7 protein-coding genes are annotated in these 15,921 nt (G+C 64.1%); 4 read left to right on the forward strand and 3 right to left on the reverse strand.

The window, feature by feature from the left end:
* Positions 1-27: 27 nt before the first annotated feature.
* Positions 28-1,779 carry an alkaline phosphatase gene (locus ACLE20_RS04245; RefSeq protein ID WP_410938972.1) on the reverse strand — a complete coding sequence of 584 codons (1,752 nt, stop codon included), beginning with the start codon at positions 1,777-1,779 and terminating at the stop codon, positions 28-30.
* Between the two features lie 522 nt (positions 1,780-2,301).
* Here ACLE20_RS04245 and ACLE20_RS04250 point away from each other — a divergent pair.
* Entirely contained in the window at positions 2,302-3,465 is a 1,164-nt protein-coding gene (locus ACLE20_RS04250; RefSeq protein ID WP_410938973.1) for a nucleotide sugar dehydrogenase, read from the forward strand.
* A gap of 362 nt (positions 3,466-3,827) precedes the next feature.
* Complete coding sequence (locus ACLE20_RS04255) at positions 3,828-5,729, forward strand: potassium transporter Kup (RefSeq protein WP_410938974.1); 1,902 nt, start codon at positions 3,828-3,830, stop codon at positions 5,727-5,729.
* A gap of 16 nt (positions 5,730-5,745) precedes the next feature.
* On the opposite strand, the gene ACLE20_RS04260 is transcribed toward ACLE20_RS04255, so the two are convergent.
* Both ACLE20_RS04260 and ACLE20_RS04265 read right to left on the reverse strand, forming a co-directional pair.
* Positions 5,746-6,264 carry a cupin gene (locus ACLE20_RS04260; RefSeq protein ID WP_410938975.1) on the reverse strand — a complete coding sequence of 173 codons (519 nt, stop codon included), beginning with the start codon at positions 6,262-6,264 and terminating at the stop codon, positions 5,746-5,748.
* On the reverse strand, positions 6,264-6,578 hold the full coding sequence (locus ACLE20_RS04265; protein ID WP_410938976.1) for a plasmid stabilization protein: 315 nt from the start codon (positions 6,576-6,578) through the stop codon (positions 6,264-6,266). Before ACLE20_RS04265 ends, ACLE20_RS04260 begins: the two co-directional genes overlap by 1 nt.
* Positions 6,579-6,998: 420 nt before the next feature.
* Here ACLE20_RS04265 and ACLE20_RS04270 point away from each other — a divergent pair, with 420 nt between their 5' ends.
* Positions 6,999-14,498 (forward strand): SDR family NAD(P)-dependent oxidoreductase, encoded by a 7,500-nt coding sequence (locus ACLE20_RS04270; RefSeq protein ID WP_410938977.1) that lies wholly within the window; start codon positions 6,999-7,001, stop codon positions 14,496-14,498.
* On the forward strand, positions 14,495-15,910 hold the full coding sequence (locus ACLE20_RS04275; RefSeq protein ID WP_410938978.1) for an aminotransferase class I/II-fold pyridoxal phosphate-dependent enzyme: 1,416 nt from the start codon (positions 14,495-14,497) through the stop codon (positions 15,908-15,910). Before ACLE20_RS04270 ends, ACLE20_RS04275 begins: the two co-directional genes overlap by 4 nt.
* Positions 15,911-15,921: the final 11 nt, after the last annotated feature.

The following is a 15,921-nucleotide window of genomic DNA, read 5'->3' on the forward strand; positions in this document are numbered from 1 at the left end:
CCGCCCGCAGACCCTTGTTCGCGTGTCTTACTTTGCCGGGGCGATTGCCAGGGCGTCAACGAGAACGCGATAGATATCGCTCTCTTCCATATAGCCCTTGAACTCCTCGGCGCCGGGGCCCGTCGACTGCAGCACGACGTCATCGACGGCATGAACGCCGGTGTCCTGGTCGCGCGGCAGATTGCCTTCCACGAAGACGGCACCCGGAACGTCCTTATAGGCCGGGTTGGCGACATACTCACCCTTGTCGTTCTTCACGGCCGGCTCGAACGGGCCATCAAGCTTCGGCTTGAAGGTCTCGTAATGGTCCGGACCGTTATTGGCGAAGATGGCGAGATGCTTGGAGACGGCGACGCTGTCGGGATAGCCGTCGCCATCCTTGTCCTCGTAGTTCGGGAAGCCGGCCTGTTCATAGGTGCCAACGCGTTGGCGGCCTTCTGTAACATCCTTCGTATCGTCGATCGTGCCGATCAGCGACACACCATGCGTGTGGTCGCCGGTCGCGACGATCAGCGTGTCGGGATGCGCCTTCTGGAACTCGACGGCAGCAGCGACGGCCTTGTCGAACTCGATCGTGTCGAACACGGCGCGTTCCCAGTCCAGCGGGTGGCTCATCTTGTCGATCGAAGCGCCCTCGACCATCAGGAAGAAGCCTTCCGGGTTCTTGGACAGGCTGTCGAGCGCGGTCTTCGTCATCTCGACAAGGCCGGGCTGGTTGGGGAACTTGCTGACCGTGCCCTTCTTCAGCTGCAGGCGGTCGAGGGCAACGTCCATGTTGCCGGTGTGGAAGAGACCGAGGATCTTGCCGGTATTGGTGCCGGCAGCCTTGGCAAGCTCGTCCTTGTCGGTGGCCAGCGCATAGCCGGCATCCTGGAACAGCTTGATATAGTCCTTGTCGTCCTTGCGCTTGGAGCCGGGAACGTCCTTGCCCAGGAAATAGGCCGAGCCGCCGCCCAGCACGACGTCGGGCTTGACGTCAAAGAGCATGCCGACGATTTCGGCCTTGTCGGCGCGGCGACGGGTATGGGCGACAACGGCAGCGGGCGTCGCATCTTCGATTTCCGCGGTGGAGATGATGCCGATCGACTTCTTGGTCGTGCGGCGCAGGGCTTCGGCGATGGTCTCGACCTTCGGGTCGTCAAGGCTCGACGGCGTGCGGTCCGCATAGACGCCGAGCGCGTTGATCGCCGTCTTGTGGCCGGTCATGTAGGCCGACATGGTGTTGGCGGAGTCGGTTGCGATCGAGTTGGTCGCCGAGGTGCCGACGAAGGCAAGGTGGTCGAGATCGTCGATCGCCAGACGGCCATTCGCTTTACCTTCGGTCATGCCCTTGGACATGATGCGGGCGGCGGTGCGATGGGCAACCGACAGGCCATCGCCGAGCAGGAAGATCACGTTCTTGACCTTAGGCGTTGCCGGCGTCGCGTAGACGGTCCAGGTCACAGCCTTCTTCTCCTCGCCCGCCGAGACTTCGACCTTGTAGCTGCCGGCCTTGTCGATCGTGACGTGACGCAGGATCAGGGCGGAGCCGAGCACCTTGTCGTCCTTGTCCTTTTCTTCGGCGACGAAGTCCGCCTTGCCGCCGAGCACGGCCGTATAGTCCTGACCGTTGATGGTGATCTTGACGTCTTCCGGCTTGACGACGGACTTCAGCTCGATCTTGAAGTCGAAGGGGGAACCGCTGAGGATCGTCGCACGATCGAGCGGCAGGACGGTCGCGGCCGAGGCGGCGCCCGCCAGTGAGGTGGTGGCTGCGAGGGCAAAGAGGATTGCACGCATGAGGAAGCTCCCTGATAGCGAGGCGTCGATGACGGAGCAGAGCGTTACGAAGCTTCCATGACGTTGCGGTGATGAGACCATGACAGAACGATGACAGGGAACAGGCTTTGAACGGCGTCGGCCGGCTCCCGGAGCAAAGCAGCGCACCAAGATGCTGATTTCGCGTTTTAGTTAGCCATGGGCAACAGGTCCGACCACCTCGGCGTCCGCTGGCAGTTCGTGGCGTGAAGAGAACGCCCAAGGGGACGTGGGAGCCAGGCGTTTGCGCCCGAGGGGAGAAGCGCCTTGACGCTCGGGTCGAACTTGGAGATGCATAGTCGTTCGCGCCCGACTGCTCACTCCCCCCGATCGGCGCGCCCTCGTGTTCCACCTCCCCTTCAGTGGGCGCCGGGTGCATATCTGCCAGATCAGCCTGCGGCTTGCGGGCCCGACCAGATCATGGCATTTTGCGCACTGAAGCAATCAGAGATTGAACTCCGGCCTCGTTCGACCGCCTTTGAAACCTAAAATTGAGAGTCCACGATGAAAGTAGCAGTTGCCGGTCTGGGCTATGTTGGCATTTCGAATGCGTTGCTCCTTGCGCAGCATCACGAAGTGAAGGCCTACGACACCAGTGCCGACAAGGTGAAATTGCTCAATGCCGGGAAGTCGCCGATCGTCGACGCGGAGGTCTCCGACTTTCTGACGCGCAAGCTGAACTTCACGGCCACCAACAGCACGGAGGAGGCTTACAAGGACGCAAGCTACGTCATTATCGCCACCCCGACCAATTACGATCCTGTGACCAACCACTTCGACACACGGTCGGTGGAAGCGGCGATCAACGAGGTCTTCCGCATCAACCCGGAGGCGACCATCGTCATCAAGTCGACCATTCCGGTCGGCTATACGCAGGGCCTGCGCGCGCAGCTCGGCCGCGACAACATCATCTTCTCGCCCGAGTTCCTGCGCGAGGGCAAGGCGCTCTACGACAACCTCCACCCCTCCCGCATCGTCGTCGGCGAGCGCTCGGACCGGGCGCAGATCTTTGCCGATCTTCTGGTCGAAGGCGCGCAGAAAACCGACATCAAGGTACTGCTGACCGATTCCAGCGAGGCAGAGGCGATCAAGCTGTTTTCCAACACCTATCTCGCCATGCGTGTCGCCTATTTCAACGAGCTCGACACCTATGCGGAGAGCCATGGGCTGAATTCGCGGCAAATCATCGACGGCGTCGGCCTCGATCCGCGCATCGGCACGCATTACAACAACCCCTCCTTCGGCTATGGCGGCTACTGCCTGCCGAAGGACACGAAGCAGCTGCTTGCCAACTACCACAGGGTACCGCAATCTCTCATCGGCGCCATCGTCTCGGCCAACACCATGCGCAAGGACTTCATCGCGGACAGCATCCTGCGCCGCAAGCCGAAGCGCGTCGGCGTCTACCGGCTGGTGATGAAGGCGGGATCGGACAATTTCCGCGATTCCTCGATCCAAGGCATCATGAAGCGCATTAAGGCCAAGGGTGTCGAGGTGGTGGTCTTCGAACCGGCTCTGCAGGGCGATGATTTCTTCAACTCGCCCCTGATCCGCGATCTCGACACCTTCAAGCAGACCTGCGACGTCATCGTCGCCAACCGCTTTACGGCGGAGCTCAAGGACGTGAGCGAGAAGGTCTACACGCGCGACCTTTTCGGTTCGGACTGAACGGGTTCGACATCGGGCGCCGCGTCCTTCGCTGGAGGCGTCGCTCGCTTTCATCATCAAGCGAGGATCGAACTGGCGAATCGCGCCGGCTTGACCACCGCGATCCCTAGGCCCTGCGGCGAAGCGGCGGGGCCTACTCTCCGACGCCGGTGGCTTCGATACTTCGTGACCCCGCGTGCCAAGCATGTGCTCACTTGATTCCCGGGCAACCTTGCCTGTATCGATGGCGTGACCTGGGGAACGGCTCTCGCCCCGGCAGGCGGGCGGGGCTTGGCCTTGCGCATCTGCCGGGTCGTCATGGGCGTAAAGAACTCTCATTTGACCCGCCTTGCCCCGATCCGCCAAAGGAACAGCCTGACGCCATGACCGCCACCGCCGACCATTCCGCCCGCGACCCGGCAAGCAGGCCAAAATTCCTCGGGCTTCTGCTCGGCTCGATCGGCGTCGTCTATGGCGATATCGGCACAAGCCCGCTCTATGCCTTCCGCGAGGCGCTGCGCCCCTTCTCCCATGATGGCGTCAGCCATGACGAGGTGGTCGGGCTGATCTCGCTGATGGTCTGGACGCTCACCATCATCGTCACCTTCAAATATGTGCTCTTCCTGCTCCGAGCCGACAATGACGGCGAAGGCGGCACGCTGTCGCTGCTGGCGCTCTTGATGAAGCGCACGGGGCGCTACATGCCGGTGCTCTTCTTTGCCGGCATCATCGGCGCGGCGCTCTTCATCGGCGACGCGATGATCACGCCGGCGCTTTCGGTCATGTCGGCGGTGGAAGGCTTGAAGCTGGTGACGCCGGCCCTGGCGGACTATGTGCTGCCCATTTCCGCCGCGATCATGGTCCTGCTCTTCGTCGTCCAGTCGCGTGGCACGGCGGCCGTTTCCAATTTCTTCGGGCCGATCACGGTGCTCTGGTTCTTGGCCATGGCCTGGGGCGGGCTGCTCCATATCGGCGATGATTTGACGATTCTCCAGGCGCTCAATCCGATGAAGGCGCTCTGGTTCATCACCCATGCCGGCTTCGTCGGGCTGGTGGTGCTCGGTGCGGTGTTCCTCACCGTCACCGGCGCGGAAGCGCTTTATGCCGATCTCGGCCATTTCGGCCGCAAGCCGATCCAGTGGGCCTGGTTCATCCTGGTCTTCCCGTCGCTGGCGCTGAATTATCTCGGCCAGGGCGCCTTCGTGCTCGCCAATCGCGAAGCGGCGGAAAATCCCTTCTATCTGATGTATCCCGACTGGGCACTGCTGCCGATCGTGCTTCTGGCGACCGCGGCGACGATCATTGCGAGCCAGGCGGTGATCACCGGCGCCTTCTCGCTGGCTCGCCAGGCCGTGCATCTTGGCTTCCTCCCCCGGCTGCAGATCACCTTCACCTCCGAGACCAATACGGGGCAAATCTATGTCCCGGCCGTCAACACCCTCCTTTTCGTCGGCGTGATGGTGCTGATCTTCACCTTCGGCGATTCGGAATCGCTTGCCACCGCCTATGGCATCTCCGTCACCGGCGCGATGGTGGTGACGACGCTCATGGCCTTCCAGTTCCTGCGCTCCGTCTGGGGCTGGAGCGCAATGGCGTCTGCTGCCGTTCTCTTGCCGCTGCTGCTTCTCGAAGCTGTGTTCCTCGGCGCGAACTTGCTCAAGATTCATGATGGCGGCTGGGTGCCGGTCCTGTTGGCTGCGGCGATCATGATCATCATGTGGACCTGGCGGCGTGGCTCGCAGATCCTGCGGGAAAAGACGGCACGCAACGATATACCGCTCTCGACCTTCATCGCCTCGATCGAGAAGAAGTCCGACCACGCGCCGGCGGCTGTCCCCGGCACGGCGGTGTTCCTGACCAGCGTGCCAGACAAGACCCCGGCCGTGCTGCTGCACAATATCAAGCACAACCACGTGCTCCACGAGCAGAACGTCGTGCTGACGATCAAGACGGCGGACGTGCCTTATGTGCCGCCGTCTCAGCGCATCGAACTCACGCGCCTCTCGGACCGTTTCATTCGGCTGGAAATCACCTTCGGCTTCATGGATGATCAGAATGTCTCGAAGGCGTTGGCGCTCTGCAAGAAGGCAGGCTTCAAGTTCGAAATCATGCAGACCTCCTTCTATGTCGGCCGCAGGAATCTGATCAGCGATCCGAATTCCGGCCTGCCGAACTGGCAGGACAAGCTCTATATCGCGCTTTCAGGCATCGGGATCGACCCGTCCGACTATTTCCGCCTGCCCGCCAACCGGGTGGTGGAACTGGGCGAGCAGGTGACGATCTAGTCTGAGCCGCAGCCTGTCAGCCTGACTTGGCTGCCTGCCACAATCGGACGAGAGACCCAGCCGATCCTTCGACAGGGTCCTCTGCCGGGAGATCGAGATCCGCAATCCGCCGGAGGTCCGCCTTACTGGGCGGTCCTGTTTCGATCTCGGCTCGTTGCCCCGGCGGATAGCCGCCGATTACGAGAAAATCGGCGGAGTGGCCGAGGTTCTTGTGCGCGGTTCCAGCCGGCAGGATCAGGACATCGCCCGCGACAACCGACAAGCGCACCCCCTCCTCGCCCCCAATCAGCAGCTCTGCTGTGCCGCGTGCCACGCCCAGCACCTCATGCGCGCCGCTGTGATAATGGTGATAGGAGAAGACGCCATTGCGCCAGAGGCCCTGCCAACCGTGCTTTGCAAAGCGGTCTTCCAAGGCGCTCGCGGGATCGCCCGCCGGCAGTGCGATGTGATGAAGCAGCACCGGCAGGCGGGGATTGTTCGGCATGGATCCGCTGGCGGCAAGCAGCCACTGCCTGGGGTGGTCGGCGCGCTCCATCAGTGCGCCGCGTGGCTCTCGTTGCGCTTGCGGGTGGCAGCCGCCTTCTTGGCCGAGGCAGAGCGCTCCGCGGCACTGCGGGAGGCGGATGCTTTGCCGCCCTTTTCGCCACCCTTTCTGGAGGCCTCCTTCGTGTCTGCCTTGCCTCGTCCGGAGCCTGATTTGTTGCCGCCGCCGCTTTCCTTGTTGACGGTTGCCCAGGCGCGCGCCTCGGCCTCCTTTTCGGGAACGCCGCGATTTTCATAGCCTGCCTCGATATGCGCAGCTTTCCGCTTCTGCTTGTCGGTATAGGCCGACTTGTCGCCCTGTGGCATGATCCAGTCTCCCTTCGAGAATCACTTTCCGCCGTTTGCGCCGAACGACTGGGGGCAAAGATGGTTCCGGTGCTTGGCGAAGCCGTGCGCAGAGACGCCGCAAGATCGAGCAAATTGAGGCCCGGGAACAGTAGAATCTGCTCGTTTCTGCGGCATTGCAGCGGTCAATGTCATGAATGCGTACGCTATGTCTTACTTTATGCTCGCGTCCGTTACGCTCTGTTGCGGTAATTGTTTTTGCATGGCTTTCTGATCGTGTTCCTTACGCTAGCAGGCACCGGAAAGATTGGCAGAATCGTGCGCATAATTGTCACAGACGCATCATGCCAGCCGACGGGTGCGAAGGTTCCGATTGATTTTTGATGGCGCCAATGCAATTGGCAGACTAATCCCTAGAGCAGTTCAGAGCGTTCGGTACATATGACAGCAGACATCATAGGGCGCGCTTGTGTCGCACCCGGCGCCAATTCGCCCCAGGCTCTCTTCCGCCTTCTGCGGCAGGGAAAAAGCATGGTCACCCGCATCCCCTCGGATCGCTGGGACCTGGCGCGCTTTTGGCACCCCGTGATCGGCAACCCGGGCAAGACCTACAGCTTTGCTGCCGGTGTGCTCGACAGCATCTATGATTTCGACCCCGCCGTCTTCGGCATGTCGCAGCGCGAGGCCATGTATATGGATCCGCAGCAGCGCGTGCTGCTGCAGCTCGCCTACCGCGCCATCGAGGATGCAAATCTCTCGATCCCGGCGCTGCAGGCCGAGAAGGTCGGCGTCTATATCGGCGCCTCCAGCCTCGACCATGCCAATCTGACGGTCGAGGATCCTGCAGCTGCGGGCCCCTATTTCATGACCGGCAACACGCTGTCGATCGTCTCCAACCGCATCTCGCACAGTTTCGGCCTGTCGGGCCCGTCGATGACGGTCGATACCGCCTGCTCCTCCTCGCTGGTCGCGCTCGACCAGGCGATGCGCGCGCTGGAAACCGGCGAGATCGAGACGGCGATCGTCGGTGGCGTGAACATCCTGGCCCATCCGCTGCCCTTCGTCGGCTTTGCCCAGGCCCGCATGCTGTCCCCGGAGGGCCTCTGCCGCGCCTATGACAATGACGGGGCAGGCTATGTGCGCGCTGAAGGCGGCGTCGTCTTCGTGCTGCGCCGCTCCGACCGCGCCAAGCAGGAGAAGGATCGCAGCTACGCCAAGATCATCGCCTCCGGCGTCAATTCCGCCGGACGCACCAACGGGATTTCTCTGCCGTCGCGTGAGGCGCAGGCCAATCTGCTGCGCGATATATATGAGGGCAATCGTCTCGATGCCAACCATGTCGCCTTCGTCGAAGGCCATGGCACCGGCACAAAGGTGGGCGATCCCGCCGAAGTCTGGTCGATCGGCACGGTGATCGGCGCGCGCCGCAATGCGCCTGTTCCGATCGGCTCGATCAAGTCCAATATCGGCCACACCGAGCCGGCCTCGGGCCTGTTCGGCATGCTGAAAGCCGTGATGGCGCTGGAAAACAACTACCTCCCCGCCTCGCTGCATTTCGAAACGCCGAACGAGAATATCGACTTCGACGGGCTGAATGTGCGCGTGACGGCCAATCCGATCGAGCTGCTGCGCGGCAAGCGCGCGCGTCTTGCCGGCATCAATTCCTTCGGCTTCGGCGGCGCCAATGCCCATGTGGTGATCTCCGATCCGGATCCGGTCGAGGAACGCGCCCGCAACAGCGCTACCACCCATGTCTTCATGGCCAGCGCCCATACGGCCTCCAGCCTCGAAGGCCTGCTGAAGTCCTATCGATCGACTTTTGCCAAGACCTCGCGCGAGGAAGCCCGCACCATCATCTCGGCCTCGGGCGCCAACCGCACCCGCATGCGCCACCGGTTCGTGGCACGCAGCGAGAACCCGGAAGACATCGTCCGCGCCATCGCCGCGCATCTCGAAAAGCCGGCCTCCGACATTGGCGAGGTCGGCGAAGCCGCGGCCAAGGATGCCAAGGTCGCCTTCGTCTTCTCGGGCAATGGCTCGCAATGGGCCGGCATGGGCGTCGATGCCTTCCGCGAGAACCTGCATTTCCGCCAGTGTTTCACGTCGGTGGCCGCCCTCTTCCGCTTCCATTCCGAACTCGACCTGATCGAGCTTCTGACCGATCCGGAGCTTGACCGGAAGCTCGCCGACACCAAGATCGCCCAGCCGCTGCTCTTCGCCGTGCAGGCAGCGCTGTCGGATTCGCTGGTGGCCATGGGCGTCAAGCCGGCTGCCGTCTTCGGCCACTCGGTGGGCGAAATCGCAGCCGCTTACGCTGCAGGCGCCCTGTCGCTGGTCGATGCGGTGGCGATCGTTGCCAAGCGCTCGCTGCACCAGGATCTGCTCGCCGGCCAGGGCACCATGGCCGCCGTGATGATCGGTGAGGATGCGGCGCGCGACTTCGCCCACGCCCGCGGCCTCGACTCCATCTGCATTGCCGCGGTCAATGCCCATAATTCCGTGACGATCTCCGGCCCGGCGCCGGAGGTATCCGCCTTCCGCGATGCGGCCCGCAAGGCCAAGATCCCGGCGCAGATCCTCGACATCAACTACCCCTTCCACCACCCGATCATCGACCAGGCGAAGAAAGCCTTCCTCGCCGATATTCCGGCGCTGTCGCCGCGCAGCACCGAGATCGCCTTCCTCTCGACCGTCACCGGCGAGCGGCTGGACGGGGCAAGCCTCGATTCCGACTATTGGTGGAAGAATGTGCGCGAGCCTGTCCGCTTCCAGGCCGCCACCGAGGCAGCCCTGGCGCTCGGCTGCTCGCTCTTCATCGAAGTTTCGCCGCGCCCCATCCTTTCCTCCTATCTGAAGGAAACGGTGAAGCAGGCCGCCGCACCCGGCCAGGTGATCCCGACTCTTCTGCGCGATGCCGGAGACAAGGGCATCGACCCGGTCTCCCGGTCGATGGCGCGGGCGATCGCCCATGGTGCCGCCTTTGACGAGAGCCGGCTCTTCGGCCGCCGCAACGCCTTCGTGCGTCTGCCGACGCTTCCCTTTGAGCCGACGGAACTGCGGCCGGCCACCACCAGCGATGCTGCCGATCTCTTCGGCCGCGGGGCGCGCACACCCTATACGCTGGCGGGATGGCGCACCGATCTCAACAGCGGCAGCTGGAAGAACCATATCGACGCCCATCTCTTCCCCGACCTTGCCCAGCATGTGGTGGACGGCAAGCCGATCCTGCCGGGAAGCGGCTTTATCGAGATCGCCATATCGGCGGCCCGCCAGTTTCACGGCGTGGACGAGGTGGAGATCACCAATCTTGAGATCGTGCGTCCGCTGGAGCTCAGCGACAGCCGCATCATGGAACTCTCGGTGGTCTTCTCGCCAGAGACCGGCGACATCGAGATCCGCTCGCGCGAACGGCTTTCGGAGGATGACTGGGCGGTGAATGCGGTTGCCCGCAGCCGCAAGCCGGTCGCCCGGTCCGACGATCATCTCAAGCCCTCCTTCGTGGGCCTGGTTCGCACGGCGACGGTTCTGGCGCCAAAGGCCTATGAGACGGCCCGGCAGTTCGGACTGGATTATGGTCCGGACTTCCAGCTGATGACCAAGGCCACTGCCTATGGCGACCGCTTCGTCGATGTCGAGCTCAAGGCGCCCTCGGCGCCTGGCCATCCCTTCGTTAGCTACAGCCTGAACCCGGTCTCGGTCGATGCGACCTTCCACGGGCTCGTCGCGCTCTATGATCGCTTCACCGGCGAAGTCGGCGGCGCGCCCTATATCCCCGTGCGCTTCGGCTCGGTGCGCCTCGCCGCGGTTGGCGAGACGATCGAACGGGCGGTGGCAGAGATCGAGCGGGTCAGCCCGAACTCGATCAAGGCGAAGTTCCGCTTCTTCGGCAGCGGCGGCCGGCTGATCGCCGCCTTCGACGACTGCCGTTTCCGGCGGACCTATCTGCGCCAGCACAAGACGCTGGACATGCTGTCCTTCCACTACGAGTCCGTGCGCTCCGAGCGTTCCCTCGTCGCGCGGGCAGTTTCCGCCGCCCTGCCGCGGCCGCTGCTTCCCGCCGATGCCGGCGAGGGGATCGACAACACCACGCTACTCTTCAATGCCGCCGTCTACCGCGCCTGCCACGAGATCGCCCTTCGGCTTGCCAAGGGCGGGACGCGCGTCGACACCCGTGCTCTGCCGGGCGACTTTTCGTTCCGCTGCTTCCTGACCAATTGCCTGATTGTGCTGGAAGATGCCGGTCTTGCCGAGCAGAAGGCCGGTGGCTGGACGATCGCCGACGAGTTCTCCCTGCCTCCGGTCAGCGAGATCCTCAAGGAACTGATTGGCGAAGCCAGCGGCCGCGCGGTCGAAGCCGTGCTGATCAACAATGCCTATGCGGAAGCGCTCGATCGGCTTGCCCATTCGCTTGCCGCCGAAAGCGGGCTTGTCGATGACGATGGCAGCCTGCGTCGGCCGGCCTTCATCAGCGAAGCGACGCTCGATCATCAGGCCGTTCATTCGGCCGCGACCGAGGACCGGATGAGCGCGTTGCTGAGCGCGGTGGAACGGGCCCTCGAGGCCGCCAGCGGCACCGGGCTGCGCCTTGTCGAGCTCGGCACGGTCTCGCCGGCCTTTACCCGTCGCCTCGCGGCACTCGCGGCCAAGCATGGTGCGGTCCTGACGCTCGTCGAGCCGCGCGAGAATGCGCAGCGCAATCTCGAGCTGACCTTCGAGCATGATGCCCAGGTTCGCGTCCTCAAGAAGGACGCCTTCAAGACCATCGGGCCGATCGATCTTGTCGTCAGCGGGTCCGACCACTTCTTCGCTTTGATGGATGAGGACACGGTGCTGCGCGGTGCGGTGCGCAACGGCTTGCGCCCCGGCGGCGCGCTGCTCGCGGTCATCTCGGCTCCGACCGTCTTCAGCGACTTCACGCTGGGTCTGACGGACGACTGGTTTGCCCGCAGCCAAAGCCCGGAATTCCCGATCGGCCGCCTGGCAACCGTTCCTCAGTGGCAGAAGTGCCTGGGCGATCTCGGTCTCTCCGCAATCGCGGTGGAGGACCGGGAAACGACCTTCGGCACGGTCATCGCGCTCGAGGCCCATGGTGGCGAGGCAAGCCAGCCGGCTGGACTGGACGAGGCCGCGGATGCGACGGGCGCACCGGTTCTGCTGCTCGGCCCTTCGAAACTGGATGCTGCCGGCCTCGACCCTTCAACAAAGCCAGTCGTGCTCAGCGGCGCGCTCGATGCCGACAGGCAACGGTTCAGTTCGGCACTGCAGGCCCTGCACGGCCGTCCCCTGCGCGCCGTCTATCTCTCGCCAGAGACCGAGGGAGGCTCCGCCGCGTTGCAGGAGCGGGTTCTCTCGCTCTCTGCGCTCGCCGAGACGCTGCGCCATCATCATGCAAGCGAGCCCTCGGGTGACGAGCGGCCGCGTCTGGTGATCGTCGCCCCCGGCGGCGCGCCGAAGGGCGGGGTTTCGCCGCTCAATTCCGGTCTCTGGACCTTCGCCCGCGTTCTGCAGAACGAATATGATCTGCTGGATGTGATCCTGCTCGACAGCGCACTCGACACGCCGGCTGCCACGGCTCGCAGCATCGCCGCCGCGACCGACCTGCTGGCCACGCTCGACGCCAACCGCGAATGGGCGATGACCGAAGACGGCACGACGCTCGAACTGCGTGCCGTGCCTGGTCCGGCCGAGGCGGCGCTGCGCAGCACGACGCATTTCGAGGCGGCAACGATCCGCCAGCGGGTCGCTTCGCAGGTCAATTCCATCGCCTGGGAAGCCTGTGCCCTGCCGCAGCCCGGGCCCAACGAAGTGGTCGTCAAGGTCGCCGCCACCGGTCTCAACTTCCGCGACGTGATGTGGGCCATGGGCCTTCTGCCGGAAGAAGCGCTGGAGGACGGCTTTGCCGGCGCGACGATCGGCATGGAGCTGTCCGGCCATGTCGCCGCCGTCGGCAGCGCGGTGGAGGATCTCGCCATTGGCGATTCGGTGATGGCAATGGCCTCGGCCGCCTTTTCGACCCATGCGGTCGTGGCGCGCGAGGGCGTGGCCCGCCTGCCGGAATCGGTGAGCCCGATCGCCGCCGCCACCATGCCGGTTGCCTTCCTGACCGCCTATTATGCCATGGTCGAGCTCGGCCGCATCCGTGCGGGCGAGACGATCCTGATCCATGGCGCGGCAGGCGGTGTAGGCCTCGCAGCCCTTCAGGTCGCAAAACTCTTCGGCGCGACGGTCATCGCCACCGCTGGCACGCGGGAGAAGCGCCGCTTCCTCTCCATGCTCGGCGCCGACCACGTCTTCGATTCGCGCACGCTTTCCTTCGTCGAGGATGTTCGGCGCGTGACCGATGGCGAGGGCGTCGATCTCGTGCTGAACTCGCTCTTCGCGGAAGCGATGGAGCAGAGCCTGGCGCTGGTCAAACCCTTCGGCCGCTTCCTGGAACTCGGCAAGCGCGACTATTTCGCCGACAGCAAGATCGGCCTGCGCCCCTTCCGCCGCAATGTGAGCTATTTCGGCATTGACGCGGACCAGTTGCTGGTGCGCCAGCCGGCCCTGACCAAGCGGATCTTCAGCGAGGTCGGCCAGCTGTTCGAAGAGGGTCGGCTGGTGCCGCTGCCCTATCGCGCCTTCGCGCACGACGAGATCGGCAATGCCTTCCGGCTGATGCAGAATGCCGGCCATATCGGCAAAATCGTCGTTCTGCCGCCGGTGCCCGGCCGCGACAGCGTGGCCGAGCGGCCGCGCAAGCGGGTGGCGCTGGATGGCGAGGGTGTGCATCTGGTCGTCGGCGGCATCGGTGGCTTCGGCCTCTCCGCCGCCAATTGGCTGGTGGAACGCGGCGCCCGGCGGTTGGCACTCGCGACGCGGCGGGGCCAGGCAGACGCGGCGACGCTTGCCGCGATCGGCCGCTGGGAGAAGCTCAACGTTACCACCACCCTGCATGCCTGCGACGTGACCGACGAGGCGGCCGCTTCGGCGCTGCTCGAAAGCCTGCGCCAGGCAGGTCCGCTCAAGGGCGTGATCCATGCGGCGATGGTGCTCGACGATGCGCTGATCAGCAATCTCGACGCGGAGCGAAACCGGCCGGTCATCGACGTCAAGGCCAAGGGGGCGAGCGTGCTCGACCGACTGACGCGCGGCGACAGCCTGGAGCACTTCATCCTCTTCTCCTCGGCGACGACTCTGGTCGGCAATCCCGGCCAGGCCAACTATGTGGCCGCCAACGGCTATCTCGAGGGCCTGGCGCGGGCGCGCCGCGCGGCAGGCCTTCCGGCGCTTGCCATCGGCTTCGGCGCCATTGCCGATGCCGGCTACCTGACCCAGAACGCCGAGGTGAACGACATCCTCGCCAAGCGCATCGGCAAGACGGCGCTGAAGGCGCAGGCCGCGCTTGAACAGGTGGAGGCCATCATCGCTGCCGACCCAGGCAGCGTTGATGCCGGCGTCGTCATGCTCTCGGAATTCGACTGGGCCGCGGCGCGCAACCTGTCGATCGTCCGCCAGCCGCTGTTCGAGGTGGCGCTGCGCGGTGCCGATCAGCATGCAAGTGGCGGCGACGGCCAGACGATGGATCTGGTCGCCATGATCGAGGGCAAATCGCCGCAGGAAGCGGAAGATTTGCTTTACGATCTGGTTGCCGGCGAAATCGCCGCAATCCTGCGCGTTTCCAAGGATACGATCTCTCGAAACAAGGTGCTGAAGGAAATCGGTCTCGACAGTCTCATGGCTGTGGAACTTGGGATCAGCTTCCAGCAGAATACCGGTTTCGACATGCCGCTCTCCGGTGTGGCCGACACGACGACCGTCGGCGACGTGGCCCGCAAGCTCTATGAAAAGGTGAGCAAGCGCGACCAGGGCGGAGAGGAAGATGGCGGCGAGGACAAGATCGTGAACGAGCTGGCGCAACGCCACCAGGCAAGTGCGTCGGAGAAAGTGGCGAGCCAATGAGCAGCAATGAGGGCCAAACCGACGGCCCGCGGATGAACACGCGCGCCAAGGAAAACCTGCTCGATCGGATGCGCAATGCGCATCAGTCGGCCGAACGCAACCGCATCGCCCGCTCCGAGCGGGAGGTGCCTGCACCGGTGCGCCGTACCCAGCTCAGCTTCGAGGACCTGCCGGAATATAAGCAGGTCTTGACCCAGCAGGCCGCCAGCCAGCAGCTCGGCATCGCCAATCCCTTCTATCGCGCCCACCAGACCGCCGCCGGCGCGACGACGGTGATCGACGGGCGCAAGTTGATCAACTTCGCCTCCTACGACTATCTGGGCCTCAATCGTCATCCCCACGTGCTGGCCCAGGCCCATGACACGATCACCAGCTTCGGCATCTCCGCCTCGGCCAGCCGGCTGGTGGCGGGCGAGCGCCCGGTCCATGCCGAGCTCGAGGAGCGAATCGCGCAGTTCTACGGCGTCGATGCCGCGGTCTGTTTCGTCAGCGGGTACCTGACCAATGTCGCGGCAATCAGCTGCCTGCTCGGGCCAAAGGATCTCGTCGTCCATGACGAGTTCATCCACAACAGCGCTCTGGCCGGCATGAAGCTCTCCGGCGCCACGCGCCGCTTGTTCAAGCACAACGACGCCAATGATCTCGAAAACGTCCTGCGTACGGTGGCTGGTGATTATCGCCGGATTCTGGTGATCGTCGAAGGCGTCTATTCCATGGATGGCGATGTCGCCAACCTGCCGGCGATCCTGAAGCTCAAGGCCGAATACGGTTTCTGGCTGATGGTGGACGAAGCGCATTCGCTCGGCATTCTCGGCCGGCGTGGCCGCGGCACCTTCGAGCATTTCGGTTTCGACCCGAAAGAAGTCGATATCTGGATGGGCACGCTCTCCAAGACCACCTCCAGCTGCGGCGGCTATGTGGCCGGCAGTGCAGCGCTCGCCGCAGTCATGAAGGCTTCTGCCGGCGGCTTCGTTTATAGCGTCGGCCTGGCGCCGGTCCTGACCGCGGCGGCCATTGCCAGCTTCGATATCCTGGAGAAGGAACCCGAGCGCGCGGCAGCCTTGCGACAGAACGGGGCGCTGTTCCTGAAGCTTGCGCAGGAAGCGGGTCTCGATACGGGGCTCAGCGCCGGCTTCTCGGTCGTGCCGGTGCTGGTCGGCGATTCGCTGCGGGCCGTGCAGCTGTCGAACGATCTGCTCGCGGCCGGCGTCAACGCCCTGCCGATCATCCACCCGGCCGTGCCGGAAGGTCTCGCCCGCCTGCGCTTCTTCATCACCAGCGAGCATACGCCGGATCAGATCCGTCAGACGGTCGCGCTGACGGCGGAGAAGCTGAAAGCCTTGACCGACCGCAATTTCGGCCTGGCCTCGGTCGATATCGAGCAGATGATGAAGATGCTGGCGACCCGGTGAGGTCGCCCATG

The organism is Rhizobium sp. YIM 134829, assembly GCF_046546455.1.